The organism is Loigolactobacillus backii, from assembly GCF_003946275.1.
Classification (GTDB): domain Bacteria; phylum Bacillota; class Bacilli; order Lactobacillales; family Lactobacillaceae; genus Loigolactobacillus; species Loigolactobacillus backii.
Window position 1 is genome coordinate 1 of sequence record NZ_RHNQ01000040.1, and the last position, 25,886, is coordinate 25,886.

Genomic DNA, 25,886 nt, shown 5'->3' on the forward strand with positions numbered 1-25,886 from the left:
GGGGAAGTATACTCTCCTCACAATTAGAACTATCAATATTTTACGTATCACCTACTTGACTTCTGACCACAAGTCTTAAATCATATTATATTCCGTTTTAAAATGGTCACGGATCAACCCTTATACTAGTATTTCACCACTAGAAATTTACTGCCAGGGGTGGTATAAAAATTCTAGCCGCTTACCATTTTTGAACATTACTCTAGAACGTGCGCCAAAAACCTGGGTGCACGTGTGTTTGAAAAAGCGGTTAGATTCTACTTCGCAATTGAGGATTAGCCTACGTTACGCAGTAAACCCAGACCGACTTTTGCCCCACTCCTACTAAATTGATCAGCGTAAAAATCTGATCACTAAAAAAAGGCCCACCTCGAATGAAGGTAGCTTTTCTTTAAGGTATCTCACTAAATTAATTTATCATTACTGTTTAACTACAAACAGTATAGTAATAAAAGCGCTTTATATCAATGCCAATTTTATAATTATTTTATGCTTAAAAATGATATTATAGCGTTAAACACCACACGTTTACGAATAAACAAGGCACAAATAATAAATTTAATTATCCTTTACTACGCTGGCCATCATTTCTAACTCGCTAACGCCGGCAATAATGATGTAAGCCTTTTATCACGCGCCCTTTTAAAGTAGACTTAAAGTACGTAAGCAGGAGGTTTCTAAATGACAAATTTTATTGAAATAAAACACGCAACTAAGGTATTTCAAACTGGTACCACCACTGTCTTGGCTAATGATGATATCAACTTTACAGTTAATGAAGGTGAACTTGTTGTGATCCTTGGTCCTAGTGGTGCCGGTAAAACTACCTTGCTCAATATTTTAGGCGGGATGGACTCACCGACTTCGGGTCAAATCATTATCAATCAGCAAGACATTGCCCAATACGATCAGCATTCATTGACGGCCTACCGTAGAACTGACGTTGGTTTTATTTTTCAGTTCTATAATTTGGTGCCCAATTTAACCGCTAAAGAGAACGTTGAGTTAGCCACCGCAGTCGCTACTGATGCCTTGCCAGCCGAAGATGTGCTCAAACAAGTGGGCCTTGAACGCCAACAAGTGAATTTTCCAGCACAACTATCCGGTGGTGAGCAACAACGAGTGGCGATTGCCCGCGCCTTGGCCAAAAATCCGAAGTTATTACTTTGCGATGAACCAACCGGCGCGCTGGATTTTGAAACTGGTAAACAAGTCCTCCAACTATTAGAAAACGCCAGTAAACAGTTGAATAAAACAACGATTATCATTACGCATAATTCAGCGATTGCGCAAATTGCCGACCGCGTGATTCAAATCAACGACGCCAAGGTGAAATCGATTCGGATTAACGAAAAGCCGCTACCTGTCAGTCAGCTTGAATGGTAGGTGCTATTAATTGAAAAATAACGTTTACCTTAAATCATCCTTTCGCGACATTAAAGCATCACTAGGCCGTTTTATTTCGATCATTCTTATTATTCTGATGGGTGTTTTACTTTTTGTTGGTATTAAATCCGTCGGCCCAGATCTTGAAGCAACGGGCAACCAATTTATTCAGCAAAAACAGTTGTCTGACTTGCAGATTATTTCGACTGGCGGCCTAACTCAAAAGGATCGCGCGCTTGTTAAGCAACTCAAGTACGCCCGTGTCGAATTGGGCTATAGTTTTCCTTACTTAGACAAAGCAAATCAAAAAGACATTCAAGTCTATTCACTGGGCCAAAAACAGAATCACCTTACGCCAACCAAGGGCCGGTTGCCAAAGAAATCTTCGGAAATTGTCGTTGATCAAAAATTGGCTAGTAAAAAGTTAAAGCTCGGCAGTACGCTCAAAATTAATAACCAACAGTTAAAACGACATAACTATAAAATAGTTGGCTTCGTTCAGTCGCCACTGTACATTGATAACGACGAGCGCGGCGTTACCACTATTGGCGATGGTCAAGTTGACGGTTTCGCCTACTTACCTAAGGCCGCCTTCAAAACCCAGGCCTATTCACTTATATCCGTGCGCTTTAGCGATCTTGATAAAATGAACGCCTTTTCCACTGCTTACCAAACAAAATTAAACAAAAAAACGGATCAATTACGATCTCTTTTTGCTAAACGGGCTCAGTCGCGAAAAGTTGAACTGCAAGCGACGGCTAACCGCAGCATCGCTAAAAATGAACAAAAACTCCAAAACCAACAAACAACATTAACTGCTGCTAACACGCAATTAAATCAGCAACTAGCGGCCTTAACCAGCGCCAACCAACAACAATCTACCGCAGGCCGGCAAATACAGGCCCAACAAGCTACTCTGGCGGGGCAACAAAAACAATTAACCGCTGCTAAACAAAAATTAACGGCAGCTAAAACGAAAAGCGCCAACCTAGCAAAGCCCAGCTACCTTCTAAATGACCGCCAAACTAATCCTGGTTTCGCTGAATTTCAAAGCCTGGCGAACCGAATTGACGCGATCGCGAATATTTTTCCAGTTTTCTTTTTCTTTATCGCAATTCTAATTACCTTCACTTCAATGACGCGCATGGTTGAAGAAAAACGTAAAGAGATCGGCACGCTTAAGGCCCTAGGTTACCGTAACAGTGAAATTGCAGTTAAATACATTCTTTACGCTTTTTTGGCCGCCTTTACCGGTGTTGTTTTAGGCGTTCTCATTGGTGCTAAATTATTACCCGTTGTCGTCTTTACAATTTTAAAGGCGCGTTATATTTTCACGGATTATCCGCTGCATTTTTACTTTACACCAATCGTTCTGGCCACCATTGCGGCCTTAATTGCAACACTGGGGTCTTCATTAGGAACGCTATTACGTGATTTACGGGAGAAACCGGCCGAGCTTTTAGTTGCTAAAGCGCCCAAAGTTGGTAAACGTATTTTGCTCGAACGAATTACACCCCTTTGGTCCCGCTTTAGCTTTAACCAAAAAATTACTTACCGGAATCTATTTCGCTATAAATCGCGAATGATTCTAACAATTTTAGGAATCGCTGGCTGTACCGGCTTAATGTTGGCTGGTTTTGGGCTCAAGGACTCGATTTCTGCGCCGGTGGAAAAACAATTTAGCGAAATTATGCATTACGATTTAGTGGTGACATTAAACGCCAAAACCAACGCCGCGCAACCAAATGCGGCCCAAACAGTCCTGAAAAAAAGTAATGCCGTTAAACACACTTTGCCTGTTTTCAGCGAACAGGTCACGTTCAAAAAGACCAATACAACAGATCAAAACGCCAATTTATTCGTAACCAGCAACGCAAAAAAGTTTGCCCAGTACGTGACGCTTAAACCCGCCGGTAAATCACCGGTTAAGCTAACAAATCAGGGCGCCGTGATCAGCCAACACCTGGCCGAACTCTACCATATTAATCCTGGTGATCATTTGACCATGCAACTGGCTAACGGCAAGTCAGTTCGTCTACGCGTCAGTCAAATTGGCGCCAACTACATCGGCCACAACGTTTACATGACGGCCAAGTATTACAAACAAGTGACTGCAACTAGCAGTGTGGCCAACACTTACTTGGTTAAAACCAACCAGCACTCACTGGAACAATTGACCAAAAATTTACACAAAGTGAAATCAGTGATCGGCACGACTTCAGTTAAAGGCCAAATTGACCAGCAAAACAAGACAACCGCCAGCCTTAATTCGGTCGTTCTCATCTTTATCGTTTTATCTGGCACTCTGGCCTTCGTTGTCCTCTACAATTTAACCAACATTAACATTTCCGAACGAATGCGCGAACTTTCCACAATTAAAGTTCTCGGTTTCTTTGATAATGAAGTAACAATGTACATTGTCCGGGAAAATATCATCCTAACCCTATTTGGCACGCTATTTGGTTTTGGGGTTGGCAATGCTTTAACGTGGGCGATTCTAAAATTGGCATCCTCCGATACGATCGTCTTTCCATTAATTATTCACGGCACTAGCTACGTGATTGCTGGCCTAATGACCTTCGTCTTTTCAGCAATTGTCCTCATTGCCACCCACTTTAATTTAAAACACATCGATATGCTGGCGGCGCTGAAGGCAAATGATTAGAGTGTTAAAAAAGGCGCTCAGATTATGGAATATAGCCTAGCTAGACGAAAAGAGACGCGCAGCGGATCGTTCGACAAGCGTAGCTATATGTAATAATCTGCTTTTTTCAAACACGTTTCCGCTAAATTAGTCAGCCAAATACTAACAATAGTGTTTTCCCAACACAGCCTAGGTTTAACGGCTATTTGGCCAACCAAAGTAAAATCCCCGCTACTGGATTAAATCCAATAGCAGGGATTTTTGCTTCATTTTTAGGTGACGCTTGTTTTGGCTCAGTGAAGCAACTGCCATTCTTCATAATTTGCAAATAATAACTGCCTATTTCGCGATAAATCCGTTTTGGAGGATATCTAAATAACGTTTAGCGTGATCAATAATCTCATCAAACTCGGCAATTGTTGCGTGGGGGTGTTTTTTCATGAAGGCACTGGATTCTTGGCCAATAGCAGTCACCACCATGTCCATCATGTGCTGAATATCTTCAATCGTAATCCCCGGGCGCAGGTTCAAGCGCTTTAAAACAGGCTCCAGTAACAGATCGATTGCGGCACTGGTCTTTTGCGTGTACATTTTCGCAATTTTAGTCTTCATTGCGGCTGGCAGATCATCACTGGGGGCATAGGCACTCATTGAAAGCTCAAATTCATCGGGAAACTGCAGCTGCAGCTGAATCTTATAACGCGTGGCCTTAACCACCATATCCGTCAGATCGGCCGCACTAGTCCAAACGCTGTAATCGGCCGCATCCATCACTCGTTTAAGCGCAAACTCCAAAGTGGCCAAATAAAGTTGCTCCTTGTTCCCGTAATAACGAAAGACGATTCCCTTTGATACTTCGGCCACGCGGGCAATACTTTCTGTCTTAGCGCCACGATAACCTTTTTGGGCAAAAATATGCAATGCGCTTTCCATAATTCGTTGAATTTTAGCCGGATCTTTCGGAATGGCTTCCTTTGTTTGCGTCATTAATTTATCACCTTTTATTTTTGTTTAATTAAAGTGTCATCAGAATCCTGCAAATTCAATTTTTTAAATAAAACTGCTAAAAATCTTTTCAAATCCGCTAAACTACCTTTATTTTACTCGTTTTAATTTTCTAGTAAATCGCGGTGCGCGTAACCATAATAGCCAATCAGTAATAAAATGACCGCTAACCCTGTCATCCACCAGAAGGTTCCCCACTGAATCCTGCTTAAAGGCACTCGGTTAACCCAACCGTAAGGGGTTAATTGCTTAGCCCATTTTGGTAAATCAAACAAACCGCCTAGATACAGGGAAAAGACACCGTAGATTGGGACTACCCAGCTAAGTGCTTGTAGCCGCGGCAACAGACCAACCAACACGGCCGTGATTCCAAGAACAACGAGCAACGCCGGTAAATAGCCCACAAAAGCACGTAAAATTCGTGTAATGGTGAGTGGGTGCGTCATGCTGGCCGTGCCCGCGACCGCCATACCCAAAACGCCTAAAAATAGCGCCATTATCCCGTTGATTAACGCCACGACAACGTAGCTACTGTACAAGCGTGCCCGGGAAACGTGCTTTGCGTGAAGCTGTTCCAGCCAACCTTTACGTTCATCACTATTGAGTTTCAAAACAGTGATCATCGCCGGAATTGAACCCACCACGGCAAAAATAATTGCCAGTGTGGCCGCAAAATTTAAAATAACTGTCCGGTTGGCCACGTTAACCGCCGCGGTTCCTAATACTTTGGCCATCACTGGATTTGCTTTCATCAAATCACCGACTGTCCCAAAAATCGACCCATAGCTAACACCCAAGACAAATAGCCCAATCATCCAAATAATCAAACTAGTTCGTTCCAACCGAAAAACCAAACTAAAGGGGCCGGCCAGTAACCGGGAAGCTCGTTGCCGGCCAGGGCGACTAGGTAATAGACCAGCCGTGACGTCACGTTTAGCGCTAGCAAAAAAGGTAACGCCTAAAACAGCAATCGCTAGAAGCAGCATCAACACAATTGGCAACCAATTATTTTTACCATAAATGGCTAATTTTTCAATCCAACCGTACACGGTCCACCAGGTAGCGTCCGTATTTTGGACATCGGTTAACATCCGAGCAATATACAAAGCGCCTAGAACCAAGTAACTCAGGCTGGTAGCCCCACGACTATTACTGGCCAGCTGGGACATTAACAGTGAAAAAGTTCCAAACATAAAACCAAAAGCCGCCAGACCAAGGCCAAAAAGCCAGTCGCCAGTAGTATTGGAGCCAGTCATACCAGCACCTTGAAGCGCCAAGGCTGATAAAACACCAACCATTAAATTAATGATCAACAATTCTAAAGTTGCCGCAATCAACGGACTCTGTTTGCCAACAGCGTGGGCTCGAACCAACTCCAAAATACCGTTATCTTCCTCAGTACGTGTGTTGCGGACGGCAAAATAAATGGCCATCATTGCAACTATCAGACCCATAAAGACCATCATTTCGGCAGCATAGACGGCCGCCGGTGTGTACGGTGCCTTGGCGATAAACGGCCCAAACAAGGAGACCATTGCGGGACTCTTCAAGGTTGTCACAATTGACGCCAAAGCACTTTGAGTTCCGTAAATACCGTCAAATTTGCCCGCGGCGGCGCCCATCAGACCAACGATGCCTAAAAGCCAAAGTCCAATCGGTAACCAATCCCGGCGCAAGTAAAAGCGGGTTAAATAGCCGCTTTGGCTAACTTGGCTATTTCGCATGATCACTCACCTCCTGATCGCGGTTATAGTAACGTAAAAACAAGTCCTCCAACGTAGGCGGCGTGCTCTGTAAACTAACAATTTGCCGTGGAGCCAACGCCACCATAATTGCACCAATACTTTCTGAATCAACGGCAAAACTAGCCTTATTTGTCGTCCGTTCATCAATTTTAAAATTATGAACTCCAGGTAATTGCGCAAAGTCCGCCAAATTTTCCTGAGTTTTAACGGTTATAACTGTCCGCGTTAAGTGCCGCATGTCATCTAGTGTTCCCGTTTCAATAATTCGGCCATCACGAATAATACCAATTCGATCACACATCCGCTCAACTTCCGAAAGAATATGACTGGAAAGTAAAATGCTCTTGCCTTGCTTCTTCAAAGCCAATACATTTTGCTGAAAAATTTCTTCCATTAATGGATCAAGACCACTAGTTGGCTCATCAAAAATGTAAAAATCAGCATCCGTTGAAAAAGCCGCAATCAAAGCTACCTTCTGGCGATTTCCCTTCGAATAAGTTCGGGCTTTCTTGGTTGGATCTAACTCAAATTGTTTAATTAAAGCGTCAGTTTTAGCCGTGTGTTTTTGTTGATTTAGTTTGAGGAACAAATCAATAATTTCACCACCACTTAGATTAGGCCACAAATAGACATCCCCAGGCACGTACGCCAAACGAGCGTGAATTTTAACCGAATCACGCCAAACATCCTGCCCAAAAATTGTTGCCTTGCCACCAGTTCCCCGCAAAATACCCAATAAGACACGAATCGTCGTTGATTTACCAGCACCATTCGGACCGATAAAACCAAAAACTTCCCCTTCCTTCACATCAAAAGTAATATCTTTTAACGCCTGAAATTTACCAAACTTTTTTTGCAGATGCTTAATTTCTAAAACTGTGTTTGCCATTTTAGGTTCCTCCTAAGTTTTCTAACGCCTATTTTGTGCGACCAAAAATTCTTTTTTGCAGGCCCATTCGTTGACCCAACCGATCAGGTTTACGTTAACAAAATACCTTGCCTTAACTTACCGCACGAGTATATTCTGCTTTGACCAATAAGTCGATGACTATGTAGTCAATGAGCCGCTTTTATTTTTGCGACATTATTTGACGATAAAATAAGGCGCGGTCTGGCTAAAAAATGACAGAAAAAAAGCCAGGCCAAAAGGATATTCCCTGGGGATTAATTCCATTTGAGCCTGACTTTTTTAATTTATTTAGTTTTGGCGTGTAAAAAATACTTCACTGATATTAGTGCTGGCATAGGTCATGTTGGGAAAATACTTTTATTAGTATTTTCCTGACTAATTTAGTGGAAACGTGTTTGGAAAAGCAGATTATTGCGTCTAGCTAGGCTATACTCCATAATCTAACCGCTTTTTCAATCACTCTTTAATCCTCTTTAGCCAACAAAACAACTTTGACCAAGGAGGTTGCCTCAATCAAACCTAGTACTAACAAGAAGATAAAGGCGTGCTCTGAGCCTTGAGCCGTTCCGACTGCTTTACTCACGCCAACTTTGGCCTGTCCTTGGGCAATAATTGCGGCGACTAGCGATGTTCCGGTTGCGCCGGCAAATTGCTGTAAAGTGGTCAAGATGGCGTTACCGTCGGCCTTTACCTGTTTTGGTAAGTATTTAAGCCCATTTGTCATGATGTTACCAAACGACAAACCAACGCAGGCCATGAAAATTAGGTAAAAGGCGCCAATCATGACGTTATTTAAGTGTAATCCGAAAATAACGAACAAGATTAAAGCGAGCAGGCCCAGCATTGAACCAGTCATCAATGGCTTTTTTGGTCCAATCGTATCTAAGATTCGGCCACCAAATGGGGCAAAAATAGCTCCTAAAACGGCACCGGGTAACACGATCAGGCCCGCAATTGACGCCGAGGTTCCGTTTACTAACTGGATATAGTTTGGCAAAATAAACGATAAGCCTAACGAGATCAGCTGGAGTGCAAAGAAACTCAGCACGTGCCCAGCAAACTTGCCGTTCTTTAAAACGGCCAAATTAATGATCGGCGTTTTAATATTCAGTGAGCGGTGAACTAGTAGCACAAGGCCAATTAGGCCCAGAACAATGGGTACTAAGACGGCTTGGCTAAGGAAATGCCCGTTGCCCATATTACTAAAACCAATGATTAAGCCGATGAAAGTCAGCATAATCCACAAAAGACTGATAAAATCAAAGCTAGTTTTACGTAATTCGCTTTTTTGCTGAATCGAAACTAGGCCAATGATCAGTGAAATAACCAAAATTGGCAGCAAGAAAATAAAAATGTAACGCCAGCCAATTGTTGAAACGACCACCCCACCAAAAGTTGGGCCAACTGCGGGGGCAACTGCTGTAATCAACGTTCCGATTCCCATCATCATCCCAATTTTAGGTAGTGGCACTTGTTCTAAAATAATGTTAAACATTAATGGTAACGCAATTCCCGTTCCAATACCTTGGACCATTCGCCCAATTAAGAGCATGGGGAAAGTTGGCGCAAAGGCATCTAATACAACCCCAAGAATAAATAGTAGATTTGCGACGACAAATAATGATTTAGTTTTAAAGCGCCGTTTTAAAATCGCCGACAATGGCACAATAATGGCAACCACCAATAGATAAATCGTAGTCATCCATTGAACCGTGGCCGTTGTAACGTGAAACTCCGCCATTAAGGTCGGGAATGTAATGTTCATGGCCGTTTCAACAACCACACCGCAAAATGACATAATCCCCGCCGCAACAATGGCACCAATAACTTTTTTTGAAATCTTTGTATTCAATTTAAACTGCCTCTTTCTTTCTAATTCACGTTACGTTCGGCGTGTTGGAAAACCATTTTTCCAAGCATGACCTGGCTACAAAAACAAATTTTGTAGCCGCCGCAACGCTTTTTTCCTAATTTAATTTTCAAACCGAACCAAGTTCTTAAGTAATCGGCTTAAAAGCTCAAGCTCACTGGCCGAAAATTCAGCCTCAAGCTGTTCTTGTTGTTCCCGCATATAATTGGCAATAATCTTCTCTAATTCTTTCGCATGTTGCGTTAATTGAACACTTTTTTGCCGAGCATCATCAACGCTGGCCTTTCGCCGAATAAAGTTGCGTTTTTCCATGCGCTGCAATAAAACGGTGGCGGTGGAGCGCTGAATGTTAAATTCATGCTCAATGTCCCGCTGCAAAATTTCTTTGTCCTTATGCTGATTTAAATAATCCATAATTGCCATTTGTGTTCCCGTCAATTCATACTGCCGCGCAAACTGATCGAAGCGCCGTCCCATTTGATTCGCCGAGATTTTAAGTAAGCGGCCGAAATCCTCCACTGTGTAACACCTCCTTAGTTTTAGGATTAATTATTTAAAATACGAGTCACCATTTCGTTAGCTGCCTAACAATATTAACAGTTTCTTTTTTAAAATACAAACCAAAATTTTGCGCCGTTTGAATGGACATGTGCCTTAAACCCATTTATTTTAGATTGATTCATGTAGTGAAAAGAGGTTCCGGCCCTGATCATAACTGGCCCACCGCCAATAATGTTACCTGTTTTAGAAGGGATCAAAATACAAATTGCACTCAAGGTTAGCGATTGATTCGCGCATTTATTACGGAATTGTCTCAAAAATGGCTTTCTAGCGTAAAGGTTTCTTTTCCACCACTAGATGAAATACCCACCTAAAATACTTAACTACGTTATACTGAAATATGAAAACTTTCGGTTTAGGCCATTAATCATTGACCTTCAACCCACATTAAAAATACCTGGAGGATTTATGAATAATCAAGACGAAACGCTGCGCTCCAAATTATATACACTTTACCAATCACTTATGAATGGTGACGTCGATTTTGATTTTTCGACAGAATTTAAAGCAATCGATACAATTCTAAACAAAAATCGACTTTCAACTGAATTAAATCAGTTGGCGCAAACGATTAATGCTAAGCTGCTGCTCCTTTACAAGAAAAATTATCCACAGGACAAGGTCCGCCAAATTACGCCGCAAAATGAATTAGTGGAACTATTTGCGCGGTATGATCGTACGTACCAAGCCTTCATCAATAACGGCAGTAAAATCTAATTGATTAACTGCTGTTTTTTTGTGGCCTGCAGTTGCTAATCCACCCTAATAAATCGACTAGTCTAATAATTTTTGCTTTACACCATTAATTTCAAATGTTAAAGTCAACATATGAAGGAGACAACATAGATGACTAATACGCGCAAGAACACATTAAAATTAATTGACGAGCGGCACTTGGCCGAATCAAAACGAATCTTTAAATTACTCAGTAATCCTAGTCGGTTGCAAATTCTCTACGTTCTGGAACAACAAGAACTCAGCGTGAGCGAATTAAGCGATTTACTAGCATTAGAGCAATCCGTTGTCTCCCACCAATTGGCCGCACTGCGGCAACATCAACTAGTTAGTGCCCAGCGAATTGGCAAACAAAATTACTACCGTTTGGATGATCCGCACATTTTAGACGTCATCAACGAAATGATTGAACACGCGGATCACGTGATGAGGGGAGCAAAACATGGCAAGTAACTCTGGTACAACAATATTACGCCGCAGCCTTCGAACTGAGTATTTTTCAACTGGCTGGATGGTCTTTGAATTTTTGGTCGGTCTCTCTTCTGGCATTAAAGCCGGATCAATTCTGCTGATTGCTTTTGGCCTAGATAGTTTTCTGGAAATCATCTCCGGCAGCACCTTAATTTGGCGGTTGCGCAAGGAAGCCAGTGGCGCAGCGCCAGACGTTATTGCGGCAGCGGAACGACGCTCTTCACTAATTGTTGGCCTTATTCTTTTATTACTGGCCGTTTACGTCACCGGCGTTTCAATTACTAATCTGGCAACGCACCAGGCTGCTGACACTAGCATTTCCGGCATGGCCATCGCGATTGCATCCGTCATTCTAATGCCATTTTTGGCCAGAAGAAAGCGATCATTAGGCAAGGCCTTGAACTCGGTGGCCTTAGCCGAAGATGGTATGTGTAACGTCACTTGCGCCTATATGGCCGGAACGGTCCTGGTTGGCGCTATTCTCACTGCGCTAGTCAACTGGTGGTGGGCCGATTCCGTAGCAGCGCTCGTGCTAGTCTATTTTATTGCTAGCGAGGGCTGGGAATCATTTCAGGCGGGCCGTAACCAATAGCAAGCCAGCATCTGCGTAAAAAAATAAGGTGCTAACCACAACAAGTTACTAGAACTTGCTGGTTAGCACCTTATTTTTTACGCAGTATTGCGCTCTTTTACAGAGATCCTGCGCTACAATCGGCCTTAACGTCCCCCAAAAATAACGCTTAAATCTCTTTTGCACCACACATTATTTTTTACGCCGGAGACCCTTTCTAGCGCGTAAGGCCAACAAAATCGTCATCATGTCAACGACTTCTTGAAACATTGCACCGACTAACGCTGGAATAACGCCGGTTGCAGCAATTAACATTAAAATAACGAGAACGACAATCCCTGCTAAAACATCGTTGCGCGCTATCTGCATAGTCTCTTGACTGATCATAACGGCGCTCGCCACCCGGCTAAGATCGTCTTTTAAAATCACTACATCCGCCGATTCACTGGCCGCCGTGGCACCATGCGCACCCATTGCAATACCAACATCCGCCGTCGTCAGGGATGGTGCGTCGTTAACCCCGTCGCCGACCATAATTGTTGGCCGTGCGTTTTGATCAACAGCTTGAAGCAGCCTGATTTTATCCTTTGGCAACAAATTACCGTGAACTTCATCAAGATCTAATTTTGCCGCAATGGTCTTAGCGATCGTCGCCTGATCGCCAGTTAACATCATGATATGCTTCAACCCAAAATGGCGTAATTTTTGAATGGTTGCGGCAGCCTCTGGTCGGAGTTGATCCAAAAAGCTGATGTAGCCCGCATATTTTCCCCCGATACTGACATAGACGGCCGTTTGCTCGACAGCTTGAACCGCCTGTTGCGTCACAAACGCTAATTTACCAACTTTAACAACTTGATCGTCAATTATCGCTTCAATGCCTTGCCCGGTCACTTCACTGAGCTGGCTAACCGCGCCTAAGCCATCAACACCAACATAGGCAACTAAGGAACGCGCCAAAACGTGGCCTGAACGCTGCTCAGCGCTGGCCGCAAAGTGTAATAATTCTTGGGCCGGCCAGGGTTCAATCGGCTTAACTTCATTTACTGTCAGCTGGCCTTTGGTTAAGGTTCCTGTTTTATCGAAGGCAATTGTCTTTGCGCTAGCCAACTTTTCAATTGTGGTTCCGGTTTTAACAATGACGCCGTTTTTACTGGCCCGGCTCATTCCGGCAACTAAGGAAATTGGTGCGGCCAAAATTAATGGGCACGGTGATGCCACCACTAAAACCTCAGCCAAACGAACAGGGTCACCGGAAATCAGCCACGCGACAACGGCAATGACAATCGCAATTGCCGTGAATGGCACGGCATAACGATCGGCCATGCGCACAAAATTGGCCGGCTGATTTGCCGACTCTTTTACTAACTGAACAATTGCTTGGTATTGGCTATCTGCCGCCGTACTGAGTGCCTCAATCGTCACGGCCGCAGCGCCATTGACAGATCCGGACATCAATTCACTGCCAACTAGCTTTTCGAGTGGCCGTGATTCCCCGGTTAAGGAAGATTCGTCAAAAGTTGAATTACCCTTAATAATTTTACTATCCACTGGCACTAGTTCACCGGGTTTAACCAGTAATTGATCACCTACCGCGATTTTTTCAACCGCAATATCTTCTAAGCGATCAGCACTGACTAAATGTGCGTTTTGCGGCGAATTATCCAGTAACGATTTTAATTCTTGACCGGCCTTGCGCGTGGCGTAATCCTCCAAAGAATCCCCGCCAGTCAGCATCACTAAGACCATCAAACTCGCCCAATATTCACCAACTGCAAGTGTCGCAACAATCGCCATGATTGCCAGTAGATCAACACCGTATTTTCCCGAACGCAACGTCTTAATCATTTCAAAAAACATTGATAGCGCAACTAAAGAACCCGCAACAGTCACTAATACTTGCGCGGCCATTGGTTGTTGCAGCCCAAACGCCAGCACTAGTGCCACGGCGCCAACCACCAATGTTGCTACTAATTTCCAAGTATGTTTCATTGGCCAGCTCACTCCTCCATTTTCTTTCAGTATAGCACGGCGGTGGGACGCAACAATATTATTAGGCTGGACTTTAATAATTTATTTTCACGTGGTTAAACTATCTAAAAATCGAATTTTATCAGCAGCCAAAGACAAAAAATAGCCTTGTGGTGACCGATTTGGTCGCAAGGTTATTTGCATGAATATAATGAAAGGCCTTGGACATGTTAACTGTGCTCCAAGTTGTCTTGGCGGGATTGGGGATCGTAAAAGCGGTCCTCGAAATCCTGCGGACAACAAAAAAGACCAGCATTAAGCTGATCTAATCACATGATAGACTGCAATACGATTACAGCGAACCAACATGTGGCCGCGTGTTGGTTCTTTTGATACTCATAGTATAGCTCAGTACTTTTAATTCATCAAGAATTTGCGTAACTATTGTGTTAGCAGGAATTGCACCTGTGAAAGAAACGATGCTTGCTTTAATTACCGCGTTCCTCTGCAATATTAGTGGTACCGCGAAATAATCTGGTCCGTCATAGGAATTTTGAAGACAAAAAAGGAACTATCCACAATCCTGCCAAGTTTGCGGTTCAAAAATGAGGAATAGGTCATCCATTGTTATCCCGCGTACCCGAGAAACACCATTTCTAATATAGAATACTAGTGCCTATTGCTCTCACTATTTTCCCTTAATTTGGTGCAATTTTAGCATGACAAAACGTGCAATTGGTTGTGCAACTAATAATTCAACGGCAAATGAAATCGCAAAATTACGGGGCCATTTGTAGAAGAAGTGCGTGATTGGGTCCAAACTGATTTGCTGACTGCCAATCCAAGTTCCCACCACAGTTAAAACGACTGACATCATCAAAACGGTGCACAGAATATTAACAATGATGTGCGCGTTAAAACTATCATCCTTCGCAATAATTTTCTTAGTTAATCGTGCGGCCGGCTTATACGTCAACAGCACAAGCGCAATGACGCTCAACCAGATAAATGGCAGCACGCTCAGCGCCAGCGCCCACGTTCGCAGGTGAAAACCAACTTCAAAGCAAGTGATCAGTGGTGCAATAATGTTAACTGAAACCAGCGAAACAATCGCCATAAACAACACAAATTCTTTTCCATTACGCGGCAGCCGCATATAAAAATCCATTAAAATCGCTCCATTTCTATTTTTGAACGCAAAAAAAGCGCAAAACCCCTATGAGTTTTGCGCTGATCAATTATACGCGCTCTGATTAAATTTTATTCGCAACATTCGGCCTTAAAGAAAGTGCCACCAAGCAAAATAGTGGCGTTCTTACTTTTTTAGCAACGGATTCTATCCTACCACATAAAAGAAATTTTCATAAGCCTTTTTTAAACACACTAGTTCAAATTGATTTAAAGGCCATCAACGCACGCCAATTTCAGAATACACTGGCCCACCGCTTCCAATCCTGCTATATTAAGGTTATCAGCTACAATTGACCGGTAAAATTAATAATTGCACAAATGTGTCTAAAAAGGAGTCTTTCAGCATGGACGATAATCGGCGTCACCTTTTGGCGAAAGTTGCTTATCTTTACTACATTCAGGGCCGAACGCAAAGTCAAATTGCGACGGAATTGAACATTTATCGCACCACCATTAGTCGCATGCTCCAACAGGCCCGCCAACAGCACATTGTGACTATTCAAATTGAAGATTTCAACCCGCAATTATTTAATTTGGAGGAAAAACTCAAACAACGTTTCAATTTAAAAAATGCCATTATTGTGCCATCTGATCGCGTTGCCAATAATCAGCAGAAAAACGCTGCCTTGTCAAAAGCGGCCGCCTTATATTTGAAACAAATCATCAAACCTCACGATACCGTTGGCTTTGCCTGGGGACTTGTTCTGGCCGGGATGGTTGGCCAGTTACAACACCCGACACAAACTGATGCGACATTTGTGCCATTAGTTGGCGGCCCCAGTCCTAGCAATTCCCAGTACCACGTTAACGGCATTGTTTACGATGCCGCCCGGCAATTTGGTGGTCACAGTCTCTTCGTTGACGCAGCGGCCGTTCAAGAATCCAAACTTATTCGCGATGGCATCATTGGCGCAAAATATTTTTACGAGATTAAACGCCGTTGGCAACAATTGGACATTGCTTTCGTTGGCATTGGTGGTCCCCTCAGTTCCAAATCCAGTCGTTGGCGTGATTTGTTAACGGACCAAGACCGGCAGCTACTCAAGGAACGAGAGGCGATTGGTGATTGCTGCTGCACCTTTTTTGATCGCCACGGTAAAATTTTAAACGGTGATCTTTCTGACCGTACTATCGCCATTCCGTTGCCGCACTTGCAGCGTGTCCCTAACACAGTCGGCGTTGCCCGTTCGTTGACTAAGGTTCCTTCGATCACGGCCACCCTTAAAATGGGACTTCTCAATACCTTAATTACTGATGAAGAAACGGCCAAACAGATTATGGATGCTCAGTAGAAATGCCACCAGTCACCTCCAATTGCACATATGTGCACTAAGCTAGCAAACGCTTTTTAAGAAACCCATGGTTAAGCAATTACTAACCACTTTTAAAATTCGCAGGTGGTAATTTATTTTCAGGCACTTTAACTCATGCTACATTTAAGGTGTTAAAAAAATAAAGTCGAGGTGTTCTTCCATGGAATTTTTACTAGATACGATTCATTTAGCTGATATAAAAAAATATAGCGCTATTTTGCCAATAAGTGGCGTCACGTCAAATCCTTCTATCGTTAAAAAAGAAGGCAAAGTCGATTTCTTCAAGCATATGCGCCAGGTCCGCAGCATTATTGGGCCGAAAGCCACCTTGCACATTCAAGTTGTTGGCCAATCAACTGCTGAAATGATTGAAGACGCCCACACTATCTTGCGGGAAGTTGACGACCAAGTCTACATCAAAGTCCCAACGAATGAGGCTGGTCTGGCCGCAATCAAACAGCTTAAAAGTGAAGGTGTCCACATTACAGCAACGGCAATTTACACCAAATTTCAAGGTTACCTTGCCATCGCTGCCGGTGCCGACTACTTGGCGCCCTACTATAACCGGATGGTCAATATGAACATTAACGCCGATGAGGTTATCAGTGAATTGGCCCTCGCCATCCAGCGTGATCACGCGGCCACTAAGATTCTTGCCGCCAGCTTCCACACCGTCCAACAAGTTAACTCAGCCTTTGAAATGGGCGCCCAGGCTGCAACGATGGGAACTGATATTTTAGAAACGGCCTTAACTGCTCCAGCAATTGGCCAGGCCGTAACCGACTTCACTAACGACTGGGAAAGTGTTTACGGCAAAGAGACAACGATTAGTTCACTGTAACAAGATTGAAATTAGCTTACATGCATTACGTAGTAACCTAAAACTGACTTTTGTCCCACTTTTCAAACACAATCTAAATAAGAATCTTTCGTGTAATGATTTAACTAACCACCCGCATAGCAGGTGGTTTTTTATTTTGCTGGCCGTTATGAGCTAACTGCAGACTAAAAAGTAAATAAAAGGCTTGATCTATGATAGCGAGTAAGCTATCATATAGACATGAGAAAAATAGAATTTGACTACTATGATTGGGCGGAATTTAAACAGTTCCTGGACCAATTACCTGATAAGGACGCTGCAAAATTAATTGCGACAATCCAACATATTGAGGAAAACGGGCTAATCGTTGCGGAACGCCAAATGTGGGTTAAAAAACTAGAGGACAATCTCTATGAGATCCGTTCCAAGCAGGCTTCAAACATCCAGCGAGCCATCTATTTCCAAGTTCAAGGAATTAATTATTTAATTACTAATGCCTTTACAAAAAAATCGCAAAAAACACCTGAAAATGAAAAAAAGATTGCGCGAAATAGAAGAAGTCAATATTTTAATAAGGAGGATCATAAATGAGTAAAATTGATGACTATGTTACTGAAAGAAGTACTAAAAATCCAGCATTTGCGCAACTTGTAGAACAAGAGAATATTAACTTAGAAGTAGCGGTTAAAGTTCGTGATCTTCGTGAAAACATGAGTATGAGTCAACGTGAGTTTGCTAAACTAATTGGTAAGCCTCAATCCACTATTGCCAGAATTGAAAATGGCTCAATGAACGCGTCAACCAAGGTATTATCAGAGATCGCCCAGGCTACAAATCAGCGATTAATAATCCAGTTTAGTCCTGTAAGTTAAACAATTGCTTACAACGTATCGGCGTGATTTCTTAAACACACATTCTAAAAACATAAAAACAGCCTAATACCGCGTGGTAGGCGGGTACTAGGCTGTTTTTGTTTACCACCCATTAATCTGGGTGTCAACGCCAAAACTTTCTAGCGTTGCTTGATATTCTAGTAAGTCGTCAGTTTGTAATTGTTTCACTTGCTTCAGTTCGTACTCCCGGCCCAGGTCCTGGTACTTTTTTAGGCCGAATTGATGAAAAGGTAATAATTCGACCGCCGTTATACCAATTCGATTAAACAACTGGCCAAAGTGGCGGGCGTCGTTTAGCGTGTAGTTAAAGCCGGGAATTACCGGAATGCGAACCATCAACCGCTGTTTCTTTTGAATGGCCGTTTCTAAATTGCGCAAAATTAATTCATTTCCGCCACCGGTTCCGGCCTTATGCAGCTGTGTGTCCCACTGTTTGCAATCAAAGTACATGAAATCAATGTACTGCATGAATTCTTGAAAAACACGCGGTGCCGCGTAGCCTGTCGTTTCACAGGCTAAATTAATTCCGGCGGCCTTAATTGCCTTGGCCAACTCAATCGCAAATGGTGCCTGAAAAAGCACTTCGCCACCAGAGAACGTGACCCCACCGCCAGATTCATCGTAAAAGACTTGATCTTGCTTGATCACTGCCATCACTTCGGCCACGGTTTTATATTCCCCAACTGTCGTCTGTTCACCTTTTTGTTCGTCATACATCAATTCCTGCCGGCCAGATTGCGATTCGGGATTTGCACACCACTGACAACGAAGCGGGCAGCCTTTAAAGAAGACAACTGTCCGAATTCCAGGACCATCATTCAAACTGAATTTTTGAATATTAAAAATTAGGCCCTGTAACTCGGTCCTAGATTTGGTTGAAGCTTCATTAACTAATTGCATCTGATCACCCCCATAGTTATTTCTCCTTTAACGTAGCACAAATAGTTATGTTCGTAAATATTTTTAGTTTCTTTTGAAGTATAAAAGTTGTGTAAAAAATTGAACCTGTTAAAATGAAAGGTGATTAAAAAGGCAGTTTGATTCTACTCGCCTTTTGCGAAACTCTTTCAATAAAAATAACGTTCAAACGTACCTAAACAATCTACAGGAGGTGGCTTATGCCAGTCAAAAGAACAGAACAACTTTTAGAAATCGTCAACCAGCGCAAAAAAATTAACGTTAGTGAGTTAGCGCAATTACTAAACGTTTCTAAGGTGACAGTGCGCAAAGATCTTACTTTGCTTGAACAACACGGCCTATTACAGCGTAAACACGGCTTTGCCATCATTAACAATCCAGATGATTTAAATTACCGTCTGGCGCAAAACTACGATACCAAGCGCCAGATTGCGGTAAAGGCCGCTAATTTAGTCCACGATAACGAAACGATCATGATCGAGTCGGGCTCAACGTGTGCCCTCTTGGCTGAAGAGTTGGGAAAGCAAGGTAAACACGTTACAATCGTAACTATTTCTTACTTCATTGCCAATTACGTTGAAAAGTTTGCTAACCTTGATATTTTTCTACTGGGCGGCAAATATCAGGCCAATTCTCAAGTTGTGGTGGGTCCACTAACCAAGAAGGCCCTAGTTGACTTTCATGTCGCCAAACTGTTTATTGGTACTGATGGTTTTGATCCTAAACAAGGATTTTTCGGTAACGACATTATGCGTACGGACACCGTTCAGGCCATGGCGGCCAACGCAGAGCAACTGATTATTTTAACTGATTCAAGTAAGTTTAGTGGTCCCAGCTTAATTAGACAATTTACTTTAGATGAAGTTAGTCGCGTGATTACAGACAACCAACTACCCGCTGCAACAACCACACTTTTAGAACAACGGCAAATTAACGTTGAAAAAATCTAATTGCACAAATGTGCGTTTCTGAACGTCCTTCTAAAAAGGACGCTTTTTTATTGCTTTGTGAGTAATTCATGCTATGCTTATCTTCGTAAGAAACAATTTTAAGTTTCGTTTGATATATATTTATGACTTTGTTTAGGAGGATCCTGTTTCCAGGACGCGGTGTTCGCGTTAGGAGAATGCCAGTAGCAGTCCAAGCTTGCTTGGTAACTGCTATGGACAGCGTACGCAACTAAAGGCAACGGTTTTAAGTTGCAAACATTACTCGTTGCGCTAGTGGACATCCTCCGTCGATAAGATTTTGCGGTGACGCAAAATAGACCTTAAAACTTAGGAGGAGCAAGTATGCAAACATTAAAAACCCAGAAACACACAGAAGAACAAACTAGCCACTTTGGTCGTTTAACCCCCAGAATGGCTCATTATCGGGAAACCATCATTGATGCGAAACCCTATATTGACGCCGAACGTGCCATTTTGACGACTCAGGCTTATAAGGAACACCAGCACGAACAAGTTGATTTATTGCGTGCCTACACATTGGAAAATATTTTAAAGAACATGACCCTTTACATTGAAGACGATACGCTCCTGGCCGGCAATCAGGCGCGTCAAAATCGTTGGGCCCCCATTTTTCCGGAATATTCTATGAATTGGGTGATTGACGAACTAGATAGCTTTGAGAAGCGGCCCGGCGATGTTTTTTACATTACCGATAAAACAAAGCAAGAACTCAAGGCAATCGCACCTTTCTGGAAAAACAACACTTTAGAGGATCGCGGTTACGCTGCCTTTCCACCACAAAGTCGGCTTTTCTATGATCTTGGTGTTATTGGCGCTGACGGCAATATCACTTCTGGTGACGGCCACATCGCCGTTGACTATAAAAACGTGATTAATAAGGGCCTTAAATGGTACGAAGAACGTGTTCAGGCTCAGTTAAACCAATTAGATTTAACTGACATTGAGCAACAAAAGCAGTTGTACTTCTACCAAGCAAGTCTTAAAACCATTCAGGCCGTTAAAGATTTTGCCCAGCGTTACGCGGAACTTGCGCAAACAAAGGCTCAGGAAACCAACGATAAAAAACGGCAGGCCGAATTACTTGAAATGGCGCGTATTTTAACGAAGGTGCCTTACGAACCCGCTACTAGTTTTCATGAAGCTTTACAGGCCGTTTGGTTGGTTCACCTAGTCTTACAAATTGAATCTAACGGCCATTCCGTTTCTTATGGTCGCCTAGACCAATATCTAGATCCATTTTACGAAAAGGATTTACAGGCCGGGATTATTGACAAAGAGCACGCAACTGAATTATTGACCAACCTTTGCCTCAAAACGTTGACCATTAACAAGGCGCGTTCGTGGAACCACACCCAATTTTCCGCTGGCAGTCCCCTTTACCAGAATATCACGATTGGCGGCCAAACGCCTGATGGTAAAGATGCCGTCAACCCGACGTCCTACCTAATCCTGCGGGCAATTTCCCAGGCTCATTTACCGCAACCTAACTTAACTGTTCGCTACCATAAAGGCCTCAGCAACGAGTTTATGCTGGAATGTGTCGCCGTCATCAAACAAGGCCTCGGCATGCCGGCCTTTAACAACGACGAAGTCATCATCCCTTCCTTTATCCGCCGGGGGGTAAAAAAAGAAGACGCCTATAATTACAGCGCCATTGGCTGTGTCGAGACGGCCGTTCCTGGAAAATGGGGCTACCGCTGCACTGGCATGAGCTTCATCAACTTTCCCCGCACTTTGTTAATCGTGATGAACGGTGGCGTTGATCCTGAATCTAAAAAACGGCTGTTGCCTGATTACGGTAAATTTACTGAAATGACCTCTTATGACCAGCTTAGTAAGGCTTGGGATAAGGCCTTACGTGAAATGACCCGCCAAAGTGTGATCATCGAAAACAGTTGCGACTTGGCCTTGGAACAAGGCTACCCTGACATTCTATGCTCCACTTTGACGGATGATTGTATCGGGCGCGGCAAAACGATTAAAGAAGGTGGCGCCATTTATGATTTCATTAGTGGCCTTCAAGTTGGGATCGCTAATTTGGCCGACTCGCTAGCCGCCATTAAAAAATTAGTTTTTGAAGAACATAAATTAACCCCAGCAGAATTATGGCACGCTTTACAAACGAATTTTGCCGGTGAAGCTGGTGAAAAAGTGCGCCAACTGTTATTAACTGACGCCCCAAAATACGGCAATGACGATGACTACGTTGATCAATTAATCGTTGCCGCCTACCAACCTTACATTGATGAAATCGCTAAGTACCACAATACCCGTTTTGGACGAGGGCCAATTGGCGGTTTGCGTTACGCCGGTACTTCATCGATTTCGGCCAACGTGGGCCAAGGTCACAGCACGCTTGCGACGCCAGATGGCCGCTACGCCCGAACACCATTGGCTGAAGGCTGCTCACCAGAACATTCAATGGATACAGAAGGCCCAACCGCCGTTTTCAAATCAGTATCTAAGCTGCAGACAGAGGATATCACCGGTGGCGTGTTGCTTAACCAAAAAATGTCACCGCAAATTCTGCGGAGTACGGCCAATTGTCAGAAATTAGTTTCACTGCTGCGGGCCTACTTCAATCGGTTGCACGGTTATCACGTTCAGTACAACATCGTTTCTCGGGACACTCTAGTTGCCGCCCAAAAGCAGCCTGAAAAGCACCGTGACTTAATTGTTCGGGTTGCCGGTTACTCGGCCTTCTTCGTTGGTTTATCGAAGGAAACTCAGGACGATATTATTGAACGAACTGAACAGTCCTTATAAAAATTAAGGTGTCTAAAAAACGTAACAGTGCGTTAATCAAATAGTAAAGAGGCCAGGATTTTTGTCCTGACCTCTTTACTATTTTTGAGCATTATTCTAGAACGTGCTCCAAAGGCCTGATTTCACAGCCTAACTACACTAATCCACTGCCATTTAAATCTGGCGGTGAACCTTCAGCGCAATCAACAACCACACAACTAGCGCCAAGGACAGCGCAATAATAAATAGCCAGGCCCCACCTAACTTAGCTAATGGTAAGTGGACGTTCATCCCGTAAAAACCGGTAATAATTGTCGGCACGGCCATTGTCAGCGACCAAATCGTCAGCACTTTCATGGTATCGTTCATATTGTTATTGACAATACTGTCAAACGTATCCGCAATTCGATCCACAACCTGCGTTTCAATCGTAATCATTCGCCGCACCTGTTCGGCTTCAATTGTTGCGTCTTCCAGCATCTCTTTTTTAGTTTGATCAGAAACCTTACTAAAATACGTCTTGGGCAGTTCGTCCAGTAAATCAAGGTTCGATTGGGCCGCGCTTGAGAAAAAAGTCAGCGTTTGGCGTAAATACGATAACGCCAACAGATCCTTGTTGCGCGCGTTTTTATTAAGCAGCTTATCCAACTGATTGCGGCGCTTAGTAATCGCCTTAATAATTGAAATATAACTATCCATCAATGAAAATAGCGCCCGTAAAACAAACGAATCATTCCGTTTAATCTCAGGATTTTGTTTAACCGTCTTAAAAATGGCGTTGACCCAATCAAGGCCACTTTCATTAAACGTAAATAACGTTCCTTGATGAATCAAAAAGCTGACTGGGCGGGTGATATAGCGCAACTGCTCTAAATCAAGTATGTACGGCACATGAACGATGAAGAGCTCAATATTCTCATCAGCATCGTAGACGTAATGCGGGTTTTCATCCTTATCAGTCACATAAGTGATCATTTCATCAGTTAAACCATACTGCTGCTTGAGTTTGACGCACTCCGGGGCCGTTAATTTCTCCGTTTCGATCCATTTATAATTGTTAAGCGTGTTCGCCGCATTAATCATGACTGCGTCTCCTTTGTTCGAGCAATGGGCTGTAAATCATTTTGAAAGCCTTTTTACGCCTGAAGGGTTCAAAAAATGATCACTTTACGCAAACTTGCTCTAATTCTCAGAATCGATTATACCACATCTGTTTTTAAAACACGTTTCCACCAAAGTGCCAAAGAAAGGCGCTCGGCTTCTACTTCGTAATTTTGAGGTAGAAGCTAGGCGCCCTTCTATTGGAAACGTGTTTGGAAAGGCAGCTTTCTATTGGAAACGTGTTTAAAAAAGCAGATTCCTGCGGTTAGCTACAACAGCCAAATCACCTTTTTCAAAGGTAATTCGTCTGTTTAGGCTAATCCTCAGAATCTGAGCGCTTTTTTAAACACTCTTACAATCCCATGGTTTGCAAGATCAGGTAGATGTTCAATCCAACTAACACCACGGCGCATGTCCAGGCTGTGTACTTCATCCAGGTTCGGTTTGCAAACTCTCCCATTAGCTTCTTATCACTCGTAAATTTAACTAATGGGACAATCGCAAACGGTAAGGCGATACTCAGGAAGACTTGTGAGAAGGTCAGTAGGTTTTCGATCTTGGCCTCGTTGCCGTGGTAGTAGATGGCAAACGCTAGGACTGGTGAGACTGACAGCAAGCGGGTTACTAAACGTTGCGCCCACAGTGGCATCTTCAGATGAATGAAGCCTTCCATGATAATCTGGCCAGAAAGCGTTCCAGTGATGGTTGAGCTTTGGCCGGAAGAAAGTAGCGCAATGGCGAATAGCATGCTGAGTACTGGGCTGGCAATCGCACCGATGACGTGTGAATTGCTAAGTGAATTAAACAGGTCAACGAAGCGCCCAACTGAGCTGTTAGTGCCAAAAAACAACGCCGCACCAAGAATTAATAGTAGGCTGTTAACGATAAAGGCAATGGTCAATTGGATATTGGAATCAATTGTGGAAAACTTAAGCGCCTTGGCAACTGCCTTATGATCCTTACGATCAACCGCCCGGGTTTGTGAAATTGATGAGCCTAAGTAAAGGTCATGGGGCATGATCGTTGCACCAACAATACCTAAGGCCAAGTACAGCATGGATTTATTGGTTACAATCTTGGCGCTTGGGACGTAACCGGCAAACAAGGGGCCCATTTCCGGCTTTGAGAGAAACACTTCATACGAGAAAACTAGTAAGATGACGGCCACTAAGGTTGCCACAACGGCCTCAATCTTCCGGAAACCTAGCTTCATTAATAACAACAGGATTAAAACGTCCGCAGTCGTAATTAAAATTCCTACGATTAATGGAATTTTGAACAATAATTCTAATGCAATCGCCGAACCAATAATCTCAGCGATATCAGTTGCCATAATAGCAAGTTCCGTAATAATCTATAAAATAAATCCAGTTCGCTTTGAAGTTCTTTCCCGGGTTAGTTGGGCAAGATCCTTACCAGTGACAATCCCTAACCTAGCCGCCATGGCCTGCAGTAACATGGCAATTAAACTTGAAATCAAGACAACCGATAGCAAGCTGTACTTGAATTGAGCACCACCGGAAATCGATGTTATCCAATTGCCAGGATCCATGTAGCCCACCGCAATTAAAACACCAGGTCCAGTATAACTTAGTAACGTTCGCCAGAAGCCCGCATTCTTGGGGACCTCGACACTCCCATTGATCTCGTCTAAACTCTTACTGTCGTTTCCGGCATCCGCAAACAACTTATTCTTTGGTTCCGTTACACTCGCGCGCATTTAAGCCGCCCTCTTTCCATTGATTTGGAATTCAGCCTTTACTGAGTGAGTACTCAATTAACTTCCAACACTTATTATAGCCACATTTAAAGTTTAATCAAGCCTAACTTTTATATTATTCGCTAAATATTAATTATTTAAGGACAATCATTGACTGTTATCCTTGACAAACGCTGTTAAACTCGTATACTCAAGCATTGAGTGTAAGCAGTAAATAACTGACCGACTTCAAAAATAATTTAATTCAAGTTATGATTGCCTCATCAAATAATTGGTGAGGTGATTTTTATTGGATAAACCGGATATTGTTCAAATTAAAATGGATCATTCTGGTTCTCAATCGCG

20 protein-coding genes and 1 pseudogene are annotated in these 25,886 nt (G+C 43.1%); 11 read left to right on the forward strand and 10 right to left on the reverse strand.

Annotated features, from left to right (window positions below; translation table 11 throughout):
* Window positions 1-681: 681 nt before the first annotated feature.
* The gene (locus EKM61_RS07900; protein WP_068222459.1) at window positions 682-1,386 is read left to right on the forward strand and encodes an ABC transporter ATP-binding protein; all 705 of its coding nucleotides are present in this window, start codon (window positions 682-684) and stop codon (window positions 1,384-1,386) included.
* A 10-nt stretch (window positions 1,387-1,396) separates the two neighbouring features.
* Window positions 1,397-4,051, forward strand: coding sequence for an FtsX-like permease family protein (locus EKM61_RS07905; protein WP_068222456.1), 2,655 nt, complete (start codon window positions 1,397-1,399; stop codon window positions 4,049-4,051).
* A 318-nt stretch (window positions 4,052-4,369) separates the two neighbouring features.
* Here the strand turns inward: EKM61_RS07905 and EKM61_RS07910 are convergent, their stop codons facing one another.
* The 5 genes from EKM61_RS07910 to EKM61_RS07930 form a co-directional block, all read right to left on the reverse strand.
* Entirely contained in the window at window positions 4,370-5,017 is a 648-nt protein-coding gene (locus EKM61_RS07910; protein WP_068222454.1) for a TetR/AcrR family transcriptional regulator, read from the reverse strand.
* Between the two features lie 122 nt (window positions 5,018-5,139).
* Window positions 5,140-6,759 carry an ABC transporter permease gene (locus EKM61_RS07915; RefSeq protein ID WP_068222451.1) on the reverse strand — a complete coding sequence of 540 codons (1,620 nt, stop codon included), beginning with the start codon at window positions 6,757-6,759 and terminating at the stop codon, window positions 5,140-5,142.
* Window positions 6,749-7,669, reverse strand: coding sequence for an ABC transporter ATP-binding protein (locus EKM61_RS07920; protein ID WP_068222448.1), 921 nt, complete (start codon window positions 7,667-7,669; stop codon window positions 6,749-6,751). The genes EKM61_RS07915 and EKM61_RS07920 overlap by 11 nt, the downstream gene beginning before the upstream one ends.
* A 484-nt stretch (window positions 7,670-8,153) precedes the next feature.
* Entirely contained in the window at window positions 8,154-9,488 is a 1,335-nt protein-coding gene (locus EKM61_RS07925) for a DHA2 family efflux MFS transporter permease subunit (RefSeq protein WP_068226175.1), read from the reverse strand.
* A 174-nt stretch (window positions 9,489-9,662) separates the two neighbouring features.
* Window positions 9,663-10,037 (reverse strand): MarR family winged helix-turn-helix transcriptional regulator, encoded by a 375-nt coding sequence (locus tag EKM61_RS07930; protein WP_068226174.1) that lies wholly within the window; start codon window positions 10,035-10,037, stop codon window positions 9,663-9,665.
* Window positions 10,038-10,529: 492 nt separating this feature from the next.
* On the opposite strand from EKM61_RS07930, the gene EKM61_RS07935 reads away from it, so the two are divergent.
* From EKM61_RS07935 to EKM61_RS07945, 3 genes are all read left to right on the forward strand, one after another.
* Window positions 10,530-10,838, forward strand: coding sequence for a hypothetical protein (locus EKM61_RS07935; RefSeq protein ID WP_068222445.1), 309 nt, complete (start codon window positions 10,530-10,532; stop codon window positions 10,836-10,838).
* Between the two features lie 129 nt (window positions 10,839-10,967).
* Window positions 10,968-11,309: an ArsR/SmtB family transcription factor gene (locus EKM61_RS07940; protein ID WP_057909691.1), complete on the forward strand. Its 342-nt coding sequence runs from the start codon at window positions 10,968-10,970 to the stop codon at window positions 11,307-11,309.
* Entirely contained in the window at window positions 11,299-11,919 is a 621-nt protein-coding gene (locus tag EKM61_RS07945) for a cation transporter (RefSeq protein WP_057909690.1), read from the forward strand. Before EKM61_RS07940 ends, EKM61_RS07945 begins: the two co-directional genes overlap by 11 nt.
* Before the next feature lie 171 nt (window positions 11,920-12,090).
* Here the strand turns inward: EKM61_RS07945 and EKM61_RS07950 are convergent, their stop codons facing one another.
* Window positions 12,091-13,890 (reverse strand): heavy metal translocating P-type ATPase, encoded by a 1,800-nt coding sequence (locus tag EKM61_RS07950; RefSeq protein WP_016373418.1) that lies wholly within the window; start codon window positions 13,888-13,890, stop codon window positions 12,091-12,093.
* 667 nt (window positions 13,891-14,557) lie between these two features.
* Window positions 14,558-15,037, reverse strand: coding sequence for a hypothetical protein (locus EKM61_RS07955; RefSeq protein WP_068222442.1), 480 nt, complete (start codon window positions 15,035-15,037; stop codon window positions 14,558-14,560).
* Window positions 15,038-15,404: 367 nt separating this feature from the next.
* Here EKM61_RS07955 and EKM61_RS07960 point away from each other — a divergent pair, with 367 nt between their 5' ends.
* From EKM61_RS07960 to EKM61_RS07975, 4 genes are all read left to right on the forward strand, one after another.
* The gene (locus EKM61_RS07960; RefSeq protein WP_068222439.1) at window positions 15,405-16,352 is read left to right on the forward strand and encodes a sugar-binding transcriptional regulator; all 948 of its coding nucleotides are present in this window, start codon (window positions 15,405-15,407) and stop codon (window positions 16,350-16,352) included.
* 181 nt (window positions 16,353-16,533) lie between these two features.
* Window positions 16,534-17,214: a fructose-6-phosphate aldolase gene (locus EKM61_RS07965; RefSeq protein WP_068222434.1), complete on the forward strand. Its 681-nt coding sequence runs from the start codon at window positions 16,534-16,536 to the stop codon at window positions 17,212-17,214.
* Between the two features lie 219 nt (window positions 17,215-17,433).
* Window positions 17,434-17,784 carry a type II toxin-antitoxin system RelE/ParE family toxin gene (locus tag EKM61_RS07970; RefSeq protein WP_068222430.1) on the forward strand — a complete coding sequence of 117 codons (351 nt, stop codon included), beginning with the start codon at window positions 17,434-17,436 and terminating at the stop codon, window positions 17,782-17,784.
* Entirely contained in the window at window positions 17,781-18,065 is a 285-nt protein-coding gene (locus EKM61_RS07975) for a helix-turn-helix domain-containing protein (protein ID WP_068222426.1), read from the forward strand. The genes EKM61_RS07970 and EKM61_RS07975 overlap by 4 nt, the downstream gene beginning before the upstream one ends.
* Window positions 18,066-18,167: 102 nt before the next feature.
* Here EKM61_RS07975 and EKM61_RS07980 read toward each other — a convergent pair whose 3' ends face one another.
* Window positions 18,168-18,986, reverse strand: a complete 819-nt coding sequence (locus EKM61_RS07980; RefSeq protein WP_068222422.1) for a glycyl-radical enzyme activating protein — start codon at window positions 18,984-18,986, stop codon at window positions 18,168-18,170.
* A 218-nt stretch (window positions 18,987-19,204) separates the two neighbouring features.
* Here EKM61_RS07980 and EKM61_RS07985 point away from each other — a divergent pair, with 218 nt between their 5' ends.
* Both EKM61_RS07985 and EKM61_RS07990 read left to right on the forward strand, forming a co-directional pair.
* Window positions 19,205-19,954 (forward strand): DeoR/GlpR family DNA-binding transcription regulator, encoded by a 750-nt coding sequence (locus EKM61_RS07985; protein WP_068222419.1) that lies wholly within the window; start codon window positions 19,205-19,207, stop codon window positions 19,952-19,954.
* A 342-nt stretch (window positions 19,955-20,296) separates the two neighbouring features.
* Window positions 20,297-22,741 (forward strand): glycyl radical protein, encoded by a 2,445-nt coding sequence (locus tag EKM61_RS07990; RefSeq protein ID WP_068222417.1) that lies wholly within the window; start codon window positions 20,297-20,299, stop codon window positions 22,739-22,741.
* Window positions 22,742-22,894: 153 nt separating this feature from the next.
* Here the strand turns inward: EKM61_RS07990 and EKM61_RS07995 are convergent, their stop codons facing one another.
* Window positions 22,895-23,803 (reverse strand): magnesium transporter CorA family protein, encoded by a 909-nt coding sequence (locus EKM61_RS07995; RefSeq protein ID WP_068222414.1) that lies wholly within the window; start codon window positions 23,801-23,803, stop codon window positions 22,895-22,897.
* Between the two features lie 370 nt (window positions 23,804-24,173).
* Window positions 24,174-25,541: pseudogene (locus EKM61_RS08000) on the reverse strand (Nramp family divalent metal transporter).
* Window positions 25,542-25,886: the final 345 nt, after the last annotated feature.

Coding starts and splice junctions, on each gene's coding strand:
- EKM61_RS07920 (WP_068222448.1), bottom strand. CDS start 7,669: ATGGCAAACACAGTTTTAGAAATTAAGCATCTGCAAAAAAAGTTTGGT.
- EKM61_RS07965 (WP_068222434.1), top strand. CDS start 16,534: ATGGAATTTTTACTAGATACGATTCATTTAGCTGATATAAAAAAATAT.
- EKM61_RS07935 (WP_068222445.1), top strand. CDS start 10,530: ATGAATAATCAAGACGAAACGCTGCGCTCCAAATTATATACACTTTAC.
- EKM61_RS07975 (WP_068222426.1), top strand. CDS start 17,781: ATGAGTAAAATTGATGACTATGTTACTGAAAGAAGTACTAAAAATCCA.
- EKM61_RS07970 (WP_068222430.1), top strand. CDS start 17,434: ATGAGAAAAATAGAATTTGACTACTATGATTGGGCGGAATTTAAACAG.
- EKM61_RS07950 (WP_016373418.1), bottom strand. CDS start 13,890: ATGAAACATACTTGGAAATTAGTAGCAACATTGGTGGTTGGCGCCGTG.
- EKM61_RS07945 (WP_057909690.1), top strand. CDS start 11,299: ATGGCAAGTAACTCTGGTACAACAATATTACGCCGCAGCCTTCGAACT.
- EKM61_RS07900 (WP_068222459.1), top strand. CDS start 682: ATGACAAATTTTATTGAAATAAAACACGCAACTAAGGTATTTCAAACT.
- EKM61_RS07955 (WP_068222442.1), bottom strand. CDS start 15,037: ATGGATTTTTATATGCGGCTGCCGCGTAATGGAAAAGAATTTGTGTTG.
- EKM61_RS07940 (WP_057909691.1), top strand. CDS start 10,968: ATGACTAATACGCGCAAGAACACATTAAAATTAATTGACGAGCGGCAC.
- EKM61_RS07915 (WP_068222451.1), bottom strand. CDS start 6,759: ATGCGAAATAGCCAAGTTAGCCAAAGCGGCTATTTAACCCGCTTTTAC.
- EKM61_RS07985 (WP_068222419.1), top strand. CDS start 19,205: ATGCCAGTCAAAAGAACAGAACAACTTTTAGAAATCGTCAACCAGCGC.
- EKM61_RS07925 (WP_068226175.1), bottom strand. CDS start 9,488: ATGTCATTTTGCGGTGTGGTTGTTGAAACGGCCATGAACATTACATTC.
- EKM61_RS07980 (WP_068222422.1), bottom strand. CDS start 18,986: ATGCAATTAGTTAATGAAGCTTCAACCAAATCTAGGACCGAGTTACAG.
- EKM61_RS07910 (WP_068222454.1), bottom strand. CDS start 5,017: ATGACGCAAACAAAGGAAGCCATTCCGAAAGATCCGGCTAAAATTCAA.
- EKM61_RS07995 (WP_068222414.1), bottom strand. CDS start 23,803: ATGATTAATGCGGCGAACACGCTTAACAATTATAAATGGATCGAAACG.
- EKM61_RS07930 (WP_068226174.1), bottom strand. CDS start 10,037: ATGGGACGGCGCTTCGATCAGTTTGCGCGGCAGTATGAATTGACGGGA.
- EKM61_RS07960 (WP_068222439.1), top strand. CDS start 15,405: ATGGACGATAATCGGCGTCACCTTTTGGCGAAAGTTGCTTATCTTTAC.
- EKM61_RS07990 (WP_068222417.1), top strand. CDS start 20,297: ATGCAAACATTAAAAACCCAGAAACACACAGAAGAACAAACTAGCCAC.